This window comes from Endozoicomonas sp. ALC020, from assembly GCF_049275935.1.
GTDB lineage: Bacteria > Pseudomonadota > Gammaproteobacteria > Pseudomonadales > Endozoicomonadaceae > Endozoicomonas_A.
Genome location: NZ_CP184830.1, coordinates 4,171,718 through 4,191,647 on the forward strand (window position 1 = coordinate 4,171,718; position 19,930 = coordinate 4,191,647).

General features: G+C 48.8%; 15 protein-coding genes. 8 read left to right on the forward strand and 7 right to left on the reverse strand.

Features of this window, described 5'->3' with window-relative positions:
- Positions 1-46: 46 nt before the first annotated feature.
- Positions 47-2,101, reverse strand: a complete 2,055-nt coding sequence (locus tag ACOJUO_RS15645; RefSeq protein ID WP_422137456.1) for a hypothetical protein — start codon at positions 2,099-2,101, stop codon at positions 47-49.
- 235 nt (positions 2,102-2,336) lie between these two features.
- Between ACOJUO_RS15645 and ACOJUO_RS15650 the strand changes: the two genes are divergently transcribed.
- The 7 genes from ACOJUO_RS15650 (at position 2,337) to ACOJUO_RS15680 (ending at position 9,753) form a co-directional block, all read left to right on the forward strand.
- Entirely contained in the window at positions 2,337-4,202 is a 1,866-nt protein-coding gene (locus ACOJUO_RS15650) for an autotransporter domain-containing protein (RefSeq protein ID WP_422137457.1), read from the forward strand.
- A 314-nt stretch (positions 4,203-4,516) separates the two neighbouring features.
- On the forward strand, positions 4,517-5,059 hold the full coding sequence (locus ACOJUO_RS15655) for a GspH/FimT family pseudopilin (RefSeq protein WP_422132954.1): 543 nt from the start codon (positions 4,517-4,519) through the stop codon (positions 5,057-5,059).
- Positions 5,059-5,604 (forward strand): type IV pilus modification protein PilV, encoded by a 546-nt coding sequence (gene pilV / locus ACOJUO_RS15660; RefSeq protein WP_422132955.1) that lies wholly within the window; start codon positions 5,059-5,061, stop codon positions 5,602-5,604. Before ACOJUO_RS15655 ends, pilV (ACOJUO_RS15660) begins: the two co-directional genes overlap by 1 nt.
- A complete protein-coding gene (locus tag ACOJUO_RS15665) occupies positions 5,604-6,374 on the forward strand; it encodes a PilW family protein (protein ID WP_422137458.1) in 771 nt (256 codons plus the stop codon). Before pilV (ACOJUO_RS15660) ends, ACOJUO_RS15665 begins: the two co-directional genes overlap by 1 nt.
- Before the next feature lies 1 nt (position 6,375).
- Positions 6,376-6,837: a hypothetical protein gene (locus tag ACOJUO_RS15670; protein ID WP_422132957.1), complete on the forward strand. Its 462-nt coding sequence runs from the start codon at positions 6,376-6,378 to the stop codon at positions 6,835-6,837.
- Positions 6,838-6,901: 64 nt separating this feature from the next.
- Positions 6,902-9,352 carry a pilus assembly protein gene (locus ACOJUO_RS15675; RefSeq protein ID WP_422137459.1) on the forward strand — a complete coding sequence of 817 codons (2,451 nt, stop codon included), beginning with the start codon at positions 6,902-6,904 and terminating at the stop codon, positions 9,350-9,352.
- Positions 9,349-9,753, forward strand: coding sequence for a type IV pilin protein (locus ACOJUO_RS15680; RefSeq protein WP_422132959.1), 405 nt, complete (start codon positions 9,349-9,351; stop codon positions 9,751-9,753). The genes ACOJUO_RS15675 and ACOJUO_RS15680 overlap by 4 nt, the downstream gene beginning before the upstream one ends.
- 11 nt (positions 9,754-9,764) lie before the next feature.
- Here ACOJUO_RS15680 and ACOJUO_RS15685 read toward each other — a convergent pair whose 3' ends face one another.
- From ACOJUO_RS15685 to ACOJUO_RS15710, 6 genes are read right to left on the reverse strand one after another with little or no spacing between them, the layout of a single operon-like run.
- Positions 9,765-10,187, reverse strand: a complete 423-nt coding sequence (locus ACOJUO_RS15685) for a type IV pilin protein (protein ID WP_422132960.1) — start codon at positions 10,185-10,187, stop codon at positions 9,765-9,767.
- Positions 10,188-10,244: 57 nt separating this feature from the next.
- Positions 10,245-14,855, reverse strand: coding sequence for a pilus assembly protein (locus tag ACOJUO_RS15690; RefSeq protein ID WP_422137460.1), 4,611 nt, complete (start codon positions 14,853-14,855; stop codon positions 10,245-10,247).
- Between the two features lie 23 nt (positions 14,856-14,878).
- Positions 14,879-15,439: a pilus assembly PilX family protein gene (locus ACOJUO_RS15695; RefSeq protein ID WP_422132962.1), complete on the reverse strand. Its 561-nt coding sequence runs from the start codon at positions 15,437-15,439 to the stop codon at positions 14,879-14,881.
- A 2-nt stretch (positions 15,440-15,441) separates the two neighbouring features.
- Entirely contained in the window at positions 15,442-16,491 is a 1,050-nt protein-coding gene (locus tag ACOJUO_RS15700; protein ID WP_422137461.1) for a PilW family protein, read from the reverse strand.
- A gap of 3 nt (positions 16,492-16,494) precedes the next feature.
- The gene (gene pilV, locus ACOJUO_RS15705) at positions 16,495-16,965 is read right to left on the reverse strand and encodes a type IV pilus modification protein PilV (protein ID WP_422132964.1); all 471 of its coding nucleotides are present in this window, start codon (positions 16,963-16,965) and stop codon (positions 16,495-16,497) included.
- The gene (locus tag ACOJUO_RS15710) at positions 16,962-17,528 is read right to left on the reverse strand and encodes a GspH/FimT family pseudopilin (RefSeq protein WP_422132965.1); all 567 of its coding nucleotides are present in this window, start codon (positions 17,526-17,528) and stop codon (positions 16,962-16,964) included. The genes pilV (ACOJUO_RS15705) and ACOJUO_RS15710 overlap by 4 nt, the downstream gene beginning before the upstream one ends.
- Positions 17,529-17,739: 211 nt before the next feature.
- On the opposite strand from ACOJUO_RS15710, the gene ACOJUO_RS15715 reads away from it, so the two are divergent.
- Positions 17,740-19,842, forward strand: coding sequence for an EAL domain-containing protein (locus tag ACOJUO_RS15715; protein WP_422137462.1), 2,103 nt, complete (start codon positions 17,740-17,742; stop codon positions 19,840-19,842).
- The last annotated feature ends 88 nt before the right edge of the window (positions 19,843-19,930 follow it).

The window sequence follows — 19,930 nt, forward strand, 5'->3', positions numbered from 1 at the left end:
TCCATGGATCTCTGGTCTTGCCTTTCTTTTCGATTGGATAAAGCCATTATTCTGCATCCATAAAGACCAGATAACGTCGTGAATCCAGACCTATTTTCTCGAGATAGGCAAGACTGCAGCTCCGCACTTCTTCAGGGGAATAATCTTTGGATGCCTTGATGTCAGCAGGAACGGGTTCCAGAGGTATATTGTCACGCCGACACTGGTGGATATATTGAAACCAGGCCTGCAAGAATTCATTGACCAGTTGTACCTCTTCAGCTGTTTTCGGACAGCGGAAAAAACGGAATTCCATTGTTGGAAGCGCATTGATGGCAGCTGTTCCGTTGATATGTAATAACGAGATCGCCATGTACTTTTCTGCAGCGCCTGCGAGTGCATCATTTTCTTCACATGGCATACACCTCCATTTCCCGGTCATATGCTGAAAGTCGGTCATCTGAACAAATCGACTGTAAAAACCAGTAAACTGTTTCAGGTTTTCCATTTTTTCTTCATCGGTTGCTCCTTGCAAATTGCTGCTGCAATAATCCCCATCCATTAGTCTCGTATTGTAATGGGCAATCATTTGATTCATCCTGACTATCGCGATATCCTTCAGCTTCTCAAAATCACTGAATGTTTTATGCCATTGCGCCTCGCTATCTGAGACAATCCGTTTTTCATTACCGAAAAATCTGAGTAAATAGGGGTTGTTTTGTAATTCACATTCGATTGCCATGATAATTGCGGGATCACCGCCCGTTGCACTCAACACATCAACATGTTTGTGCCCGGAGCTATAACTGATAACCCTATTGTTGCGCATGAAGTTAATCGCACTAATCACCTTTTTAAAGCAGTCATGGGCTTGTTTATCATCTAAGTGGTATGGCTTGCAGTTTATCTCAAGACACTCAACTGTATCCACAAACGAGGTAATCTCAAAATCACTGTTCAGGGTATACCGCCTCTTGTATGGTTCAATCCAACCAAGGAACTTAAAGCCCTGCTCTTCAAGGTGCTCTCCAAGAGGATACAGGGCTTTACGCCTCGCTTCACTTTTTGAGCCCGATAAAGTGTTAATATAGTATTCGAACTCTTCTCCAAATTTAAGGCATGGACTCATCAATGGGTACTCGCTGCTCCCCACGAATTCAGACTTTTTGGCAAACAGGTTGTCAATAACATGTATATAGCGTCGTTCAAATATTTCTTTCATTATCGATTTGTTGAATGTTTCGCGCAGGTCATCATCGATGCGTAAAACACACGACAACAAATTATTATTGAGACTGTCAGCAGAAGCTTTGGCAATCTCAATAAAATGGGATTCATGTTTGTAAATAAAACCAAATATAGCGATTAGCTCGGAAAACTTGCCGTAATGCGACAGGATAGTTTCAAAAAATTCAAACAGTTCCCTGCGAAGAGCCCAGGGTATACTATCGCAATTCTTCCAGACTGGGATATAACCGGTTTCCGCAAGATAATCAATCAGCATTTCAGAGAGATCATAATTAAGACCTTCATGTTTAAAATAGTTCTCGTTAGATTTTACTCCTTCTGAATGCTCTTGAAATATTTTCTTCAGGACATCACAGATCTCAGTAACCCGTCTGGCTTCGATTGTCTGGTCTGGCAAATATCGATTTTGTTCTCTTGCAAAAAAACCACGGTCTTCCTGGAGGCCCTCCTTGTATAATATAAAACCGATAAAAATATTGAGTGCCTCATCGGTTTTATCATCCTCCTTCGTTTCTTCAATCTGGTTTTCCGGTTCTTTAACGTCAGACTTTTCGATGGTTATTTTTTGATAATGCAATGTTTTGATAAGGTTCTGCAGCGTTTCCCGAAGATGTACAGCTGTGGACAGTGGCGTCAGGTGAATATCATGACCTGAAGCGGATACTGGGCCAGGCCCGTCAAAGAGGGCAAGGTTAGAAACCTTGCGCTGTACAACAGGTTGCTCTGAACCCGTGTAGTGATGTTCGCGATTAGCTGGTAAATAAACCTCTGCCGCGTTGTTGCTGCCAGGCAGTCTGGCAACGCTGTCCTGTAGCGAGTAGGGCTCATTTCCGATGGTGGGGCCATTGAAGGCTCCAGACTGCGATATATTCATATACTTAATCCCTGAAGTATTGTGTTCCTTGAGTATATTTTGACCTTTAAATCCAAAAAAAGTTCAAAGAAAGACAATAAAGACTGATGAGCTAGCTGCTTGAGAAAATCAGGAAAAGTGAGTCGGCGGCATATGCCGATTATTAATGACTGATTGCTAAATTCTGGTCGCAGTGATAAAAATAGCCTCACAATACTGCATATAAAAATCATCACAATAATAATAAGGAAAGAAGATGAAGCGGAAAATTCTATCTGCGGCTGTGGCTGCAGTCGTATCTTTTGGTGCTCAGGCCGAGCAGCCCTTCAGTGACTTTTACGTGTTTGGTGACAGCTTGCTGGATACAGGCAACCTGTCTTATGCGACAAATGATGGCGGAGTCATAGCGACTGAATTGCTGGCTAAGGCCCTGGGATTGGATATTGATACTCTTGCCAATGGCGGTAATAACTATGCAGTCGGGGGCTATCAAACCGCCGATGTTCTGGATTCTATTGTTGGTGGGGTTGCCCTTCAGGATGATGCAAATACTGTTACGGTCAGTGGAGGAAGCAATTTTAATTCTTACTTGATTGATAACCCTTCGGCCTCTGGAAATGCACTTTACTTGCTCGATGGTGGGGGGAATGATTTACGGGGAACATGGTCGAGCGCGCCCGATCAAGCGGCTGCGATTCAGGCATCAGCCCAGAATATGGCTACAGCGGTGGGTGCTCTGAGTGCTGCTGGTGCCAACTATATTATGTTGGCAAATTTGCCTGATATGGGGCGGATTCCCCTTACTCAACTGGCTGCTCTGGCTGATCCGAATCAGGCCACTGGGGCAAGTACTGCTGCTGCTGGTTACAACCAGGCGCTTGAAATTTTTGTCAACCAAACCGGTGCCAATGTCATACCGGTAGATTTTCAGGGTTTTATTGATCTTATTATCAGGGACGCTGATCAATTTGGTTTTGCCTCAGGCGTCGATGCAGCTGTCACCGTCGCTCCAATCGATCAGGTGTATACCTGTTATGACAATGGTGAGGCGGGTACTGGTGCTTCAAGCACATGCTTCGAGCATCCGGTCTATGGGGTTGATGGCACTGCTCCGGACCCTGACAGCCTGATTTTTAATGATTTTTTGCACCCCACCGGCAAAACCCATGCTCTGGCTGCAGATTACATGGCGGATATCATTATAGCCCCCAGAAAAGTGGGGTTGTTACCGCAGATGGGCTTGAGTGCAGCTCGCAGTCAATTCAGTGCAGTTACCAATGAAATGCGTCAGTCCCGCTGGAAGGATGTAAAAAGTGGCTGGTTTATCAGTGGCGCTTCGGGGGCCAATGAGCTGGATGGCGGCTTAAGTCCCGACGATGATCGTTATTCATCCACTGTGGGATTGATCAAAGGCCTGGATGACAACCATTTTTTGGGTATTGCTGTTACTCTGGGACAGAATGAGCTGGACGTCGATGGTTCATCGTTTGAGGCAAACAATTATGGTCTGAATATTCTTTATGGTTATCGTGAAGGTGCCTGGTTTTTAGAAGGTGCACTGGGTTATACCAATATGGACTATGCAGATCTTGCGCGTGATTTCAATATAGGTTCGCAGTCTTATACTGCCAAAGGGGATACCGAAGGCCATGCTGTTGGTCTGGATCTTCTGGCTGGCTATAACCTGCTCGATGAATCGTCTCAGTTTGTTTTTGGTCCCGTTCTCGGATTACAAGCCATTCATGCTTCTGTTAACGGTTATACCGAGAGTGGCGGAGAAATTTCCAATTACAAATGGGGGAATCAATCCACAGAAAGCATGCAGCTGCGTGCCGGTTTTATGGGTAGTATGCAGCTCACGGAGACTATTGCCTTCAACGCCGAGATGTATCATACCGATGAGCAGGAAGGTGGCTTTGAGAGCATTAACGTCACCAATACCAATCTGAATTTTGGGCAGTACAACCTGCCTGGAGCTTATGTGGATGAAGGTGGCTTTGCTACGGCTAATCTGGGCGCCGTTATGGAATTGGGCAATGGCAAGTTGGGGCTGAATTATAACTATAGCGGTCAGGGTGATGGCTCTGAGCTGGTCAGTTTGACGTATTCGGCTGCTTTCTAAGCCGGGACGTGACCTTTTCATAAAAAGAGTCAAACTGGAGCTGGGTTACATCGTCTTTCGTTATCCATCAGGAAGCCGGAGGCGGTATCAGCAATCACGAACTGAATTCACAAACCTCGGGCAGAATGTCATGACGACAGATCTTTGGCATTCCCCGGGGAAGCCCTTAATCTCCCGATTCGTGTCAATTCTTTGAAGCCTTTTTATCAGGTGCTATCCGGCTCACACCTGGATAAGCCGCCTGTCATTCCCTGAATCTCTGGTCTTGCTTTTTTTCCTAAAGTTGGAGTGTCATTCAGCAAAGGAAGCAGGTTGTGTTCAGGCATCGCTTCGCAATTACCCGGCCCGGGCTTGTGAAAGGGCTGACCCTTATCGAGATGATGATCACCATTCTTTTGGTCGGCATCATTAGTTCCATAACGGTGTCCCTGGATTCGCTTGTGCAATCGTTTCGATTGGATTTTTACAATCAACGTATTTTCAGTAGTGTGGTGGTGGCTCGCAGTGAGGCGATAAAAAGAGGCGTGAATATCAGTCTCTGTCGAAGCAAAAACGGCACAAGTTGCGATACTTCAGGCAGCAACTGGAAAGCAGGCTGGATGGTTTTCACTAATCCCAACAATAACAGTTCGGTTGATACGGGTGAGGACGTTATCAGGGTATACGGAGAAATTGACAGTGATGTCACGATTAATCTGAATGCCGGTAACACATTGACATTTACCCCCAGGGGCAGCCCTTCAGTGGTGCGAACTATCAGAGTTTGTCCCACGGGAGGATTGGGCACTCCAATTAAAACCGTATCGGTCACAACGACTGGACAAATTCGAAAATCTTCTTCCACAGGTAATTGTTGATGGAAGCACACTTAAAAGCACATACAAAGACGTACAGAAAGGTTCCACAGAGCAAAGAGAAAGGCTTTGGTCTCATAGAAGTGTTGATAAGTGTGGTGATTTTTATGGTAGGCATTCTTGGGATGGCGGGAATGCAGGCTCAGGCCACCAGAGCAACTCAAGACAGCCTGCAACGTTCTCAGGCGCTCTGGCTGGCGAATGAGATGTCTGAACGTATGAAGGTGAATGTTCAGGGGGTGCAGTCAGGCCGTTACCAGAGTAGAGCCCAGACCGCCAGCAGTAATCTCTCATCCTATTGTGCCGGGCCTGCTCCCAGACAATGCCTTGCCAACACCTGCACGGCTGATGAAATGGCTGATTTTGATGTTCATGATCTCATGTGCCGAAATGCCAGACTATCCGACCAGCAGATGACTGTCAGCTGTTCAGCCAGCCCCTGTAATTCTGGTGCAACGGTGTCGATAACCCTTGAATGGGAAGCCAGAGGCGGCATTGGTAGTTTGTTTCTGGCTCAGAAATCACTGACTCTGAAATATCTACGGTAATGATCAGAAAATCCTTATTCCGACAGCAAGGGTTGTCGCTGATTGAACTGATGCTGGCGCTTGTGATCGGTTTGTTAGTCAGCAGCACCTTTTTAAAACTGATGTTGAACAGCAGTCGTTCTACCTATTTCCAGGAAGATCTTGCCCTGGCCCAGGAAAATGGGCGGCATACACTGTATCTGCTGGGTCGTGCTCTAAGACAGGCAGGCTACAGCGATGAAGTGAATAGTCTGGTGCTGCCATTCTTTACTGGCAGATGTGGCAGCGCGGCACAATGTACATTTGATGGTGGCGGTAACAACAGCGATCAGGTGGCTGTCCAGTTTCTACCTCAGAACGGTGAAGATTGTGCGGGTAACACCGTTCCGGCGAATGAGCTGACGGCCAATGTTTACTATGTGGCTCCTGATCCGGCTAATAACAATATTGATACTCTGTTCTGCCGGGGCTACAACCCGGCAAACTCTATAGCCAGAGGTGCAGCCAGGGCTGTGATCAGTGGTGTTGAACGTCTCCAGGCTCTTTATGGCGTTACCCATAACAATACGAATAATGTACATCAGTATCTGTCGGCCAGTACGGTCAGTGACTGGCGGGATGTCAGAAGTATCAGATTGGGCATACTTGTGAATTCTGGTCAGCAGGCTCGCTCATTTGAACAGCGAACGCGGACGTACAACATTCTGGACAGTAATACTTTGACCTTTAACGATGGACGCCCCCGATATGTCTTTACCACAGCCTATAAACTTAACAACGCCGGATTCTAGTATGAGATCTATTCACAGAGCCAGGCAACAGGGTGCGATCATGCTTATGACCATGATCATTATGCTGGTGCTGCTATTTTCGAGTTTGTTTGTCATGGAAATGGCTATTTTTGAAGAAATGGCGGTCAGCAATGAACAGAAAGGATTACAGGTCTATCAGGTAGCGTACAGTGAGTTGGATGGACAATATAAATACCTTATCGACAACCCCAGTGTTTTACTGGATGCCAAGGCCAGTAATGTCAGCCTGACCATTGTACAGGACCAGACAGGTTGCCCTAACTCGACTCAAATCTGCCAGACTGCCACTCTCCGATATATCGGTGAGGTACCACCGCCTCCGGGCTACAGCCTGGGCAAATACATGGGGCTGATGTTCGAAATTGATAGTGTCGCTACTTTGCTCAAGGCAGGCGCACAATCCAGTCAGACCCTGGGCTTTATCTATGTGACCACACTTTGAATCAATCTGAAGGCTTTGCTGCCGATGGAGAAGTAAGAGCGCGTGACGGAGGATTTCCCCTTTGATGCATCATCTACTTCTTACATTGCTTCTCAGTCTGTTTTGGCTGTCAAAGGTAAAGTCCGACGACACAGATCTTCTGACCAATGCATACAATAATGGCCAGACCGATACCCTGGGGTTTGCGGCACCCGGATCGGTCAGTGATGCTGCAAACGCTCTCCAAAGCTCTGATGAACTCTATTATATCGTGCTGCGGACTGAGAATGGCCCCAGCTGGCGCGGCAACCTCAAGCGTTACCGGTTGGGTTCGGATAATCAGGTTTATGATGCCAATGGTAATTTGGCTATCAATTCATCCACCGGATTTTTTGGCGGCGTTTCCAAAAGCTTTTGGGGAAATACTTATGATGGTGGCTCTGTTAGTGAAGGGGGGATGGCTGCCCATCTGAGTCAAAATCGGCTGGTGGTTTCCAATATTATCACTGGTAACAATCTCATCCTGAGTGCTTCGGGTAATCGTGTCAGTGAGAATAATTCAAGGATTACCACCGGGCTTCTGGCTTTGTCCGGGAGTGGGTCGGCAACGAACCGCACCAATGTTCTCAAGTGGGCCAGAGGGGTTGATGTTGACGACGAAGACAGGGACGGTTCCATTACGGACAATCGAACCAGTATTGGTGATCCACTTCATACCCAGCCAAAAGTGATCACCTATTATAAGAACAGTGTTGGCTCAGTGGTGGATCGAACTGTCTATTTCACCACCAACGACGGCTTTTTACACGGTGTAAATACCGCTAATGGCAGCACCGAGTTCTCATTTATTCCTAAAGAGTTGCTCGTTAACCTTAAACTCTACAAAGATAATCTGGTAGGGGGGGGGGACCACTATAGCGGCCCATCTTCCGATGCGGGTTGTGTCTGGGACTACCGAATACCCGGTAAATGCATTCCCGAGTATTGGTGCAGTTATCAGTATCGATTTTTAGATCTTCATCATACACAGAGTTGCCGTCTTAAAAATAGCACACCAAAGTCGGACGGTGACTGTTACTATAATTATTCTCTTTCTGTGCCCCCGGGAACCTGTTTAGAGCCTGAGTTTTGTGAGTATCGCTATAAGTTTGGTGATGTCCCCCTTGATAAGAGCTGCAGGCTCAGGAGCACCCCTCAGATACCGCCTCCCCCTGTGACTAAGCCGGCCAAGCCCTACGGCATGGATGGCCCTATGACGGTATGGATAAATGATGCCAACGGTGATGGCGATGTGCTTCAGACTAATAATGGCAGTCCCGATTCTGGAGAGCATGTCTATCTTTATCTCACCATGAGGCGCGGCGGCAGTAATATCTACGCTCTTGATGTTACTGAAAGGAACAGTCCGGTATTGAAATGGGTGATTCGAGGGGACCAGGACAGGGACAATCAGGCAGATAGCATTGCAAATAACCCTGATTTTCCTGAATTGGGCCAGACCTGGTCAGCCCCAACGCTGGCAAAGGTTCGTTTTAATGGTTCTGACAGACAAGTGCTGTTATTTGGTGCTGGCTACGATCAGGATACTGATGAACAGACGACGATCGGCAATAATGACATCGGCCGGGCCATCTATATGGTGGATGCCGAAACAGGCCAGAAGCTCTGGTCTGCCGGTAACAGCGGTACCAACCTGAACCTGTCGGATATGGATTACAGTATTCCTGCTGATCTTGCGGTCATTGACATCGACAACGATGGGCTGACGGATTACTTTTTTGCGGTGGACATTGGCGGTCAGGTCTGGCGATTCGATGTTAACCAGAATAACAGCGGAGCCTCGAACTTCGCCACGGGAGGGCGAATTGCCAACTTCTCTGGCAGCTCCAGTGCCGATGCCCGACGGTTTTATGAAAGGCCGGATGTTTCGCTGTCAAGATCGGTTGATCATTTGAACATTGTCGTAGGCAGTGGTTTCAGGGCGAAACCTCTGGGGACTCAGGTCAATGATCGGCTTTATGTATTCAGGGATCCCAACATTTACGACGCTCCTGCCAGTTATAACTACAACAATGGTTCAGTCATTGATGAATCAGCGCTCTACGATGCCACGGCCAACCTTGTACAGCAGGGGAATGGGGTTCAGCGGGCAACGGCCCGCAGTTCTTTGGGTAGCTTGAAAGGCTGGTATATCCGCTTTGAGGTGTCTGGAGAAAAGCTGCTGGGCAGGCCCACTGTGTTCAATAATGTCCTGACCCTGACTACCTACGCGCCTGGTAGTGGGGGTAGCAGCTTTCTCTATGTGTTGAACATTGATAATGCCAGTGCAGTAGTTGATCTTGATGGCAATAGTCAGGTTGTTAAAGGCGACCGCAAGAGAGAGCTACGATATGATATCCTGACGCCAGCGCCCGTCATTCTTAACCGTAGCAGTCAAGGCGCAGATATCTGTGTGGGTGGGGAGTGTTTTCAGGATATTCTCAGGGAAGCGGGTTCGATACCTTTCCACAAAACGTTCTGGAGGGAAAAACAGTGAGAAAGGTAAAGGGATTTACACTACTGGAAATTATTATCGTGGTGGCCATCATCGGTATTCTCGCCGCAATCATTGTCCCGTCGTATAACGAACATGTGATGCATTCCCGACGCAGCGAAGGCATATCGTCCCTTTTGACGATTATGCAGCAGCAGGAACGCTATTTTACCGAACAACTGGCTTATACTACTGATCTCTCAAAATTGGGCTACGCCATCAATGGTGCCAATGAAGTGGTGTCCGAGAATGGTCATTACTTAATCAGTGCAGCTGCGTGTTCTTCTATGACTATTTCACAGTGTGTATTACTGACTGCGACCCCTCAGGGTGTTCAGGCCCCGGACGGTAACCTGACTATCAATAGTCGTGGTACACGAACGCCACTCGGTTCCTGGCAATAGCTCTTTCCGGTTCACCAACATTCTGAAAACGCTGTCCCGGCACTGTCAAAACCGGCTTTGACCCCAAGTTGATTTAAGGTGATGGTTCGACAGTCTGCATCTTCAAATTGGTTGCTGCTGCTGTTTGCTGTGGCTGTCAGGGTATAGGTGGTATTGGTGGCCGTTACGGCGATGGTGTAGTGCCCGTCCGGAGAAGTAGCTCCACCAAGATTGTTGATATCAGTGGTATAAGCATTGTCGTAGGTGTAGAATTTCTCCTGTTCTGCGGCCGCCGTCGTCAGGGCGATATGGGCGTCTGTCCTGCGACTTTCAAAGACATATTGCTGATAGGATGGAATGGCAACCGCGACAATAATGCCGATGATAGCAACGACGATCATCAGCTCGATCAGACTGAATCCATTGCCTATAGTAGGCACTGGCTCGTTATCCATAACTCAGCTCCTTAGAATTATTTCTTCTGGCACATGGCCGTTTACGCTATAGCCTTCCTACTTGGGGATATTAAATATCTGTCGCCAGGATTGTCGGCCATCATCTGTCAGTGTGTATTCCAGATTGGTGCTGGAAATATTACCGGCACCGCCCTGAATAATAATGCTGGTTTTGCCGTCACTGCCCTGGTGGACTACCGGAGCCGGTGCCAGGCCTGCTCCCAGGCTGATTTTCTTTTCCGATACCGTATCGTCAGTAAAACCACCCGCAGTCAGCACTTGCTGGATACTGGCGGGTATTGCCGTGCCTGTCTGATAGTGCAGAGCATTCAGAAAGCTGGTGCCATCCACCAGACACTGATCAGCAGGTGGTTGGTATTCGGTGAACAGCAGCAGGGCAAAAGCATTAGCCGGTGAGCTAACACTTTTACCGCTGGGATTTTTGCCGTCATGGATCAGTCGGTTTTTCCAACCGGCTTCGGTGGTCAGGCTGTTGCGCAGGGACTCAAAGTTACTCACTGTCGTGCCCGGCGATACGGTAAAGCCGGATTTCAGGTCACCATCGGCTTCCACTTGAATATCCGTCGTATCAATCAGGCTGCTGAAGGGCAGCGTGCCATAAGAGAACACACCACTGAGCTTGGGTTCTTTAACACCAAAAAAGAACTCCTGCTGAGTATTCTGACTGTCTGCCCGGGTCAACTCACGACCAGTACCGACAAAGACCCAGCGCTCATTATCGCTGTTGGTCACTGCCGTGGGACGGGCGCTAACAGGGCGCTGTGGGCGGGTTAAGGTGCCCAGTGTCCAGTTTGCAGCCAGAGGGTCTGCCAGGTTGATCCTTAGCAGTTCGCCACTGAGATTGCCTGCGGTTTCTACACTGCCAAAGTAGATGGCATCGTCATAGTAGTCCTGATCCCAGTCCACGGTGGCCATGTTGCCGGCATAAGCCTGTGCGATACCACTGTCCATTGGGTTAAAAGCGCTGAGAAAGTTTTTGCTCTTTAGATCATAGACAAACACTTTCATATTCTGGTCACTGGTAGCATCGCCCAGAGCTTGTCGTATACCGCTGGGCCCTGTGCCTGTCGGACCTGAGCCAAAGGCCAGGTACCAGTTGTTTTCGGTGGGGAAATTATAGTCTCCGGAAGCATTGGGTTTTCGCCGTTGTACCACCACGGGTCGGCCCGTGGTAAAGCCCAACTCCGGATGAGTAATTTCTGCCAGCAGTTTCGGAGGCTTTTCCGGGTTAGTAATATCCAGCATGACGTAGGCAGAACGCATTGTCCGGGTTGTACTGTTGACTGAAACGCCAATGGGTCCTCCACCCAGCCGCATGCCCATGAGCAGCACTGTTCCCCAGCCCTTTGGGTGGTCCGCATCCGGGGTGAAAATATTGGCATCAAAAATCAAAGGTTCGCCATCCATGTAATAAACATGGGGATAATCCGGTTCTGACAGCCAGCGAAGATGGGGCAATAAATTCATCGGTGTGTACGCCCAGAGTTCTCCACCCAGGGGGTGCTGAGTTTCTGAGGGATCATGATTCAGGTCAAAGCGCTGATTGTCTTTGTCCCAGAAACCGGCATTGAAGGCATGGATCATGCCATCGTTGGCACCCAGATACACGACCTGGCGGCGGTTTTCGTAGTGTTTCTGAAAATCGATAAAGGTTGCGTCGTTGCCGTTGAAGGGTTTGCTGTCAGAGTAATACCCTTCCGGTTTGGACACGGCGACGGGATTGGAGTGAATGATGTCGCCCAGTCGCCATACTTCCAGGTCGCCATCATTGTCGATGTCCACAGAACGGGAGCGATAATCCGTCTGGTCTTCGCCACGAATGAATTTAACCAGCTTATCCGATTCTGCTGCGTTCACACCTAAATAGTCACCGTTGCTGCCTGTGAAGGTGGCAGAGACAAAAGGCTGTTCCTCACCGGCATCGACACGGCCATTATTATTGGCATCCAGCCAGGTCAGGATATGACGGCCAGTGTTGGTCAGCGCCGTATAGTTTCTTTGACTGGTAATATTGTTGATTTCCGTCAAGCGTTCACGAGCGTCCCAGACAGGTGCCAGTGAGGTCAAATCGGCGGTACTGCCATCAGGCGTCAGTGTTACACCATTATCGGAAGAGGTATAACGTTGAATAACAGTAGAACTACTGGCGGGGTCAAAAGACAAGGTCACAACCTGGTCAGTCGAATAGTCATCCAGTGTCCGGTTACCATTGGAGTCTTCCCGGAAGTGACCTTTGGTATCAACAAATAAACTGTGAAGCAGTCCGACCCAACTGATTTCAATGTTCCTGACCGTTATTTTGGGGCGGAATAGCCCCTGAATGACCGAGCCTGCACCGCTGGCACTGTTAGAAACCAACGCGGCACTGGCACCGGAAGATATACGGCTGGCGATGTCCTTAAAAACCAGCTCCAGCTGGGTTCGTAACAAAGATGGATTGCTCGCCAGAAAAAAATTGTCGGGAATATTGTCGGCGCCCAGTTCACCTGTTGCGTTATTTCTGATATCCCACTCTCTGGAATCATTGTCAGGCACTCCATCACCATTGGCATCATGATTGGGTGTACCATCATTATCCAGATCGTTGAAGCCCCCATACTTTGCTGCCAGCCTCAGTGGTTTGGGCAAAATACCGGACGCAGTGCCAGTTGCCACATAGGTTTGAGTCTCTGGCGTTCCGGGACCCTGGGCTGCTCCACCACCGGGGCCCGCCGCGTAGGGTGACGCTATACCATCATTATTGGTACCAAAAATACTGTGGGAAAAAGAGTAGTTTCCGTTAGAAAACTTCCCTTCGAAGCGGGAACTGACCTGAATCTGATTGCCGGTGATGGCGGGTGAGCAGGCATTGCCAAGGCAATATTCAATACTGGAGCTGGCGTCATAATCATTGTCACAGCCTTCCTGACAATCTTCCCAGATAAACGTGTATTTTCCTTTTTTGCCGTCTGCCGTCTGCTCATCGACCACAAGGTCACGGAAAGAGCCGCTGGAAGTGATCGGTTGGAAGCTGACCGTCTTGTTGTTGACATTGGCGCTCAGGGAGGGAAGGCTGTCAGCCAGTTGAATGGTATAGGTTTTAATATTCTGGATACCATCAAGATCGGTTCTCAGGTCTGTTGTTTGAGCGTGATAAGCCAGACCCGCAACTGCGTAACCCCCTTCTTTGTCCGGAGCTTCAGGACAGATACCGACGGCATCTGAAAGATTGGACAGGGACTTTGCTGTGCAACGGTTGTTACTGCCACCGTAATAATAATTACCCGAGAGGTTGCCATTGTATTCAATGTCACCGAGATCGTCGGTTAGGTTAATCAGGTCATTGATATTACTCAGACCTGTGACATCAGAGATGCTATTGTCTAAATCATCCAGGTCATACACGTTGGTGCCACTGGATATAAGAATGATGGCACAGCTGGCGCAGTCATTGGCCTGGCTCATAGGTGTCACCCAGGCTTCATTGGTCATGCCTCGTCCGGCATCTGAGGTGCTGAAGTCAGAAGAACCTGCGTTGCTTCCCGAGAAATACCTGATGGCCTCAAGATAAATTTCTGAAATCGGGTTACGCCATGCAGTCAAACCAATGGCATCGATATTGTGAATAATACCCTGAACGCTGGTATTAAAGGTGCCATTGGATAGATTGATCTCATCATCATTTGGGTCGGTATTACCTGCAAACTGTCTGATATTGCGCCGCAACAGACCGCCTGAGCTGTTGCGGCCATAACTTCCGGTAATAAGACCAAATTGAATCTGATTTTCTTCGCCATAGCCTTGGAGCAGGCCAACGGGCTTGGGAACACCGCTGGAGTACTGTTTGCAACGCCCGGCATTATTGCCATCTTTGCCCGAGACACAAGCTTCTACCTGGACAGTGTGGGTCGCCAGTTCAGCACTTCTGGCAGGACTGAATGCATTTCCCCACTGACATTGGTTGATTTCTGTAGTGGCCCAGCGAGGAAACTGACCCGCTGCGATTCTCAGTGACGGTGCTCCAGCCCAGAGACTGCAAAAAGAAACCGGTGATGAATACGGAGTGTATTTATCAATGTCTGCACCGGAATAAACTTTGGCAAAAGCACCACTGAGGTTTGTAGAGAGGGAAGACCTTCTAAGCACTGTCTGTGTGGCAGAGTCCGTTGACCGATGTCCACCGTAGAGAATGACTCTCAGTATTTCCATTCTGGACATGGACACCCAGTTCATAAAGTTACCACTCCATGGGGCTGAGGCGTCCTGGCAAAAATGTTGATTGCTACCCGTTGCTGGCAATACGGGTTGGTACATCTTGTCCGAGCTGCTGTATGCGTAGCACCAGTTACTGTCAAAGTAACCGATGTAATCAAAGTCGTCCTTATAAGTTGAATCGATCAGGCCGTCGTCATCGAGATCGGTGTAGTCTGAATAAGCTCTTTGAAAGAGCTGTTGATCCACCGGCATCGCCAGCATAACAAGAGGCGATGAAAAGGTGCTGCCCTGGTTGGGCTTTGCAGCGTAGTCCGAGGCGGCTGCGATGGCCTGTTGCAGGAAAAGGGGCTGGAGCAGGAATGTCAATAAACAGATTTTTAGCGAAAACAGAGATAAAGGCTGTTTTCTGGCTGCAAAAAGCGCAGACGGACTGATCCCTTTTAACACGAACACTGTGAAATCCTTTTTCTTCTGGTTCACCGTTTGTAGGTGGACTGCAACATGACCTGACTATTGAGGTTATCGACCGAAGAAAGCACGGTTACACGGTAAAGCTTTGACCAGTCGGAAGGGTTGGCGGGGTTGGGAGTGACCCCAAACAAGACTCTTGGAATGTAGCAGAGGAATTCCACTGTATAGCGGGCTGAGGTTCCTGAAGGCACACTGGTGGCAACAATGGTTTTGCTGGCATCGGCCCAGAGGGCGGCACTTTCCCAGGGGCTGGCATTCCCGGCCCGACAGCTGATAATGCTGTTACGGTCAGAGCCATTGAAGCAGAGGCCATTACTGCAATCGCTGGCGAACGTGTTGATATCGTTGCAACTGCTCTGGCTTTTGATACAGCGTTCGGCCTCCAGCAGTGCGGTTTCGGCAGCGATAAAAGCGGTCTGATGAGTCCGGTAGCTGGCTGACATTCTTTGCTCAAGGCTTGAGAATTGAACCGCCGTCAGAGTCGCCATCACCATGAGTGTAAAAAAAATCATGGTGTAGAGCAGAGCGGTTCCGTCTTCATCGCGACGTCGTCTGATATGACTCATGATTATCCACTGTTTCTCAGGGCCATGGTCATGACATATTCCTTGCGTAAGAAGCGATCCGACTGAGTGACTTGTTGACCATCGAAAAGATAGGTTCTCGGGGGCGCAGGCGGAGGTGCTGGAACAGGGAGGATTTCGGTTTCACTGCGCGTCAGCAGATGAATTCGGATGGCGGTGGTTTGCAGCCAGTCAGCATGGCGAAAACTGCGATCACCGGCGCTGATATAGCGATTAGTGACCCCGTCGTTATCTGTGTCGAGGCCGTAATGAATTCGAATATCCTCAATGCCGTCCACTATGGCCAGTGCTGAGGCATTGCCTGCTTCTTTTCGGAACAGGGTAGGCAGGCCGTTATCCGGTTTCACAAAATAGCCCACAGATTCCAGAGGCTTCAAATAACCGGGATTGAATGACAGAGCGCCGGAAGGCGTCGAGCCGTCATAGCAGCGAAAACTGCCCTTGAGTTGAGCGACACAATTCTTGAAATCGCCGACACCGCTGGTGGTATGGGTTAGGGTACTGCCGCCGATGGAACTCAGGGCTATCAGGGCTACCTGAGAGCAGTCCTGACGGGTTATCACTGCAGCACCGCCGGCCGGCAGGGTCGAACCGATGTTGCGGTCCAGTGTCAGGGTGGATGTGGATGTGTCATGGTTGGTTATAGCAAAAACAGTGTCGGGATTGGCTTTGAAGATCAACAGGCTTTCCGAAGTGGCCTGAGCGTCCATCTTTGACCGCGTGTCAGAAAGATTCATTCCCTGTGTCGGTTGTTCAGCAGTGAGCCATTCATGGGGAGCACTGTTTTGAAGCAGAGCATTACCGATTGCAGCATCGGTATTACAGCCTGTGTAGCCAGCGACACGGACGTCATTGGATATGGAGCTGACAGCAATTCTGGCCGCTTCCTGCATTAGCCCCAACTGAAAGTTCAAGCGATTGGAGTTATTGCTGCTAAGAAAGGCCTGAGTGACCGAAGTAATGATGAAAATACCCAATAACATCGAAATCATCAGTTCAATCAGGCTGAGTCCCTTCTGCTTTGAACTATTCATGTTTTATAGCGTGCTCCTCAGAATCACCTGACGGCGGGGCTGCTGACCTTTGCTGTCATCAAAGAAAATCGTGATGGTGTAGTTCCGACCCTCTGGTGTATCGGTTTTGACAATTGAGCCATCTGAATCGGGGAGCTGAGTGTCGAGAATGAACTTCCACTGTGCTACGTCATAGCGGGCCAGCTCTGCAGGTGTGCAATCTGCTGTGTCGCAATCATCGGGATAGGCTGCGGGCACATTGCCGACACTGGCAGAATAACCGGGCCCATTCAGGCCATAGACCGGGTTGGCTTTGATCCTGTCGAGCATGTCGTAAGCAAGAATGTTGGACAGAGAGTTGAAGTAGGCAATATTGTTGTAACTGATGCTTCGGGTTTGTAAAGCAGCCATTCCCAAAAGGCCAGAAGCCAGAATGACCACTGTGATCAGAACTTCCACCAGGGTCATTCCTGCCTGAGAGCGCTTTGAACTCATGGACAGACCACCGAGTCCGTTGAGCGCACCCGGCCAGACAGGTTAATGGTGATGCCCCTGGCAACCTTGGATGTTGTCAGATTGTCGCAAATGAGAAAATTGCCTGAACTGGTGTTATTGACAGTGCCATCTCCCTCAAACACGATTGGAGTGTTGTTACTCCAGGTGATTGAGGCGATGGAATCTGTTGTCTGGGAACGTCTCAAGGTATCGACTCCTGAATCAAATAGGCCGTTACTGTTTTCATCGGTGAAAATGATCCAGCCTTGACTCCAGAGGGTTGGGTCTGCTGCGCAGGTGACTCCGTCAGTGGATGCACAGGCGATGGTATCGTTGCCGGTTTTAACGGCTTCACTGCGGGTGTAAAGCAGGTTTGACAGCAGGTTTTGCTGAATGTTTGAGAAACGGATGGAGTTAGACATTTCTCTCAGTTGTGGCAGTCCCATGGCAACAATAATCGCAGCGATCAACAGAGTGATCATCAGTTCAATTAATGAAAATCCTTGTTCTCCAGGCTCAGGGCTGTTTATTGCTCTGGCTTTATCATTGTTTGACTGCTCCATCACATCTGACCGGTTTTTAGCGCTTCTCTGATTAGTTTAGAAGTGCGTTTTCGTGATCTGTGTATAGGGTCAGAGAACCTGTAGAATTATTTACAAAGAAGCCAGACGGATAAAAACAGGGTGTTTTTTTGGCAGGGGCTAATGATTTCAGGCGTATGGCAGTTATAAGAATGAGATAAGCCTTAAACTCTCGTTGAATCAGGTCAATGCCATGGAGCAGGAAAAAAGGGATACTGTCCGGCTGTTGATAGTGGATGCTTCTTCTGAAGAAGCCGAGGCACTGCTGAATGTCTATCGGGATGCCGGATACCCGACCCGTGCTCATCATGTCATCGCTATGGAAAGTCTGGAAGAAGCCCTGTCCGGTCATCAGAAATGGGATTTGCTGATTATCTCATCAGCAGGCTTGCCAGAAGGATTAACAATCAGTTCAGTGCTTGATCGGGTTGACCAGCAGGGCAGGGATATTCCTGCCATCGTGTTGTCAGAAGAACAGGAAGAAGAGCAGGAAGAAGAACAGCTGGAATGGCTTAAGCTGGGAGTAAGAAGTGTCATTACCCAGGACAATGATGAACTGCTTCTGCTGACTTCCGATCGGGAAATTGCCGACCTTAATACCCGCCGTCACTACCGACGCATGAGTGTTGCCCTGAATGAATCAGAGAAGCAGAGGCGTCACCTGTTGGATGATCAGGTCGATGCCATCATCTACATCAGTGAAGGTCAGATTAAATACTCAAACCCGGCATTTAATGAGCTGGTAGGGGTTGATGGCAACGCCAGTCTTGTCGGTAAACCCTTTACTGATCTGGTTGCGGGCAGAGATCGCAGGGAAGTGGGTGACTTCCTGAACAGTATCGAAGACAGTGGTCGGGCACTGGCAGCCATTCAATGTCCACTGCTGGCTGATCGGGATAAGGAAGTGCCTGTGAGGGCTATAGTCAGTCCTACTTCCTATGAGGGGCGTTATACACTGAGCGTTTTGGTGAGAACCCAGGAATCCGAAGGAACTTCGGAAATTGGGCAGAAAGACGTTGAAGTCGCACGTCCCGACAGTGAAACCCACCTCTATGATAAAGAAGCTTTCAAGGAGCAGTTGGATGTTGCCATGCAGAGAGTGGTTGCAGGTAAAGACCAATTTGCCTTGCTCTGTATTACTCTCGATTCACTGCGGGCACTTCATGCCAAAGGAGGCAAAAGAGTCAGCCAGCCTTACTACAAGGAAGTTAGTTCTCGACTCGGATTGGTGTTGATAGAACATCAGGCTGCCAGTTGGAGCGGCGACTGTATTATGGCTCTGGTTAAGGCCAGTGATGAAAAGGTAGTGCGGGAGCTGGCCGATCAAGTTATCAGGGGTGTTACACACGAGAGAGTTACACTGGGAAGAAATGAGCTTCCCGTCAAGCTGAGTCTGGGGAGTGTCATACTGACCGATTCCAGCAGCGATCTAAATACTCAGCTGGTCAGAGCCCGTCATGCTGCCACACAGGCTCAAAAAGAAGGTGGCGGAAAGATTTGTTTCTTCCAGAAACGTAAAATTAATAAGGTCAGTTCTGTGGAGAAGCATCTGGCAGGCATGGTCAGTCAGGCGTTGAAAAATGACAATTTCAAATTGAAGTACCAGCCTGTGGTCAGTCTGAAAGGTTCTTCTGAAAAGCACTTTGAAGTTCAGCTGCATATGGTGGATGCCAGAGGTCGTGAACATGACTCAGTGGCATTCCGAAACAAGCTCGATAAAAATGCGCTCTGGAGCAAAGTCGATCGTTGGCAGGTCATAGAAGCAGGAAAAGCGCTTCTGAACCAAACCCGCACAAAGGATAAAATCCGACTCTTTATGCACCTCGGCGGTAACGCCATACTTGAGAAGGAGTTCCTGCCCTGGATGGGCGTTGCACTTAAGGCAGCAGGTATTCCTGCTTCATCCGTGGTTGTGGAAGTCAGTGAGCAGAATATTGTCCGCTTCAATAGACAGGCACCGGACTTTTTCAAGGCGGTCAAGGAGTTGGGTTGCAGTACTGGAGTGAGTGAGTTTGGCTGTAGTTTGAACCCTATGGAAACCATTGCCTCAATGACTCTGGACTATATAAAGGTCGATCCGTCTTTCACCAAAGATCTGACCAGCGAAAATCAGGGCGAAGAGCTCAAGAAAATGGTTCAGGCGCTGTCGGAAAAAGGTCAGAAAGTGATTGTTCCCCAGGTTCAGAGTGCTGTTGAAATGGCACCACTGTGGCATACCGGTGTTGATTTCATCCAGGGCGACTTTCTTCAGGAGCCTGCAGAACATATGGACTTTGATTTTGAGGGTGATTTCTAGCCTCCCCATAATCATGGATCATTTTGAGTTTTACACCGACTGCAACATCGTCGAAAATAGCCTGCTCTCAGATTCAAGATTAAGACAT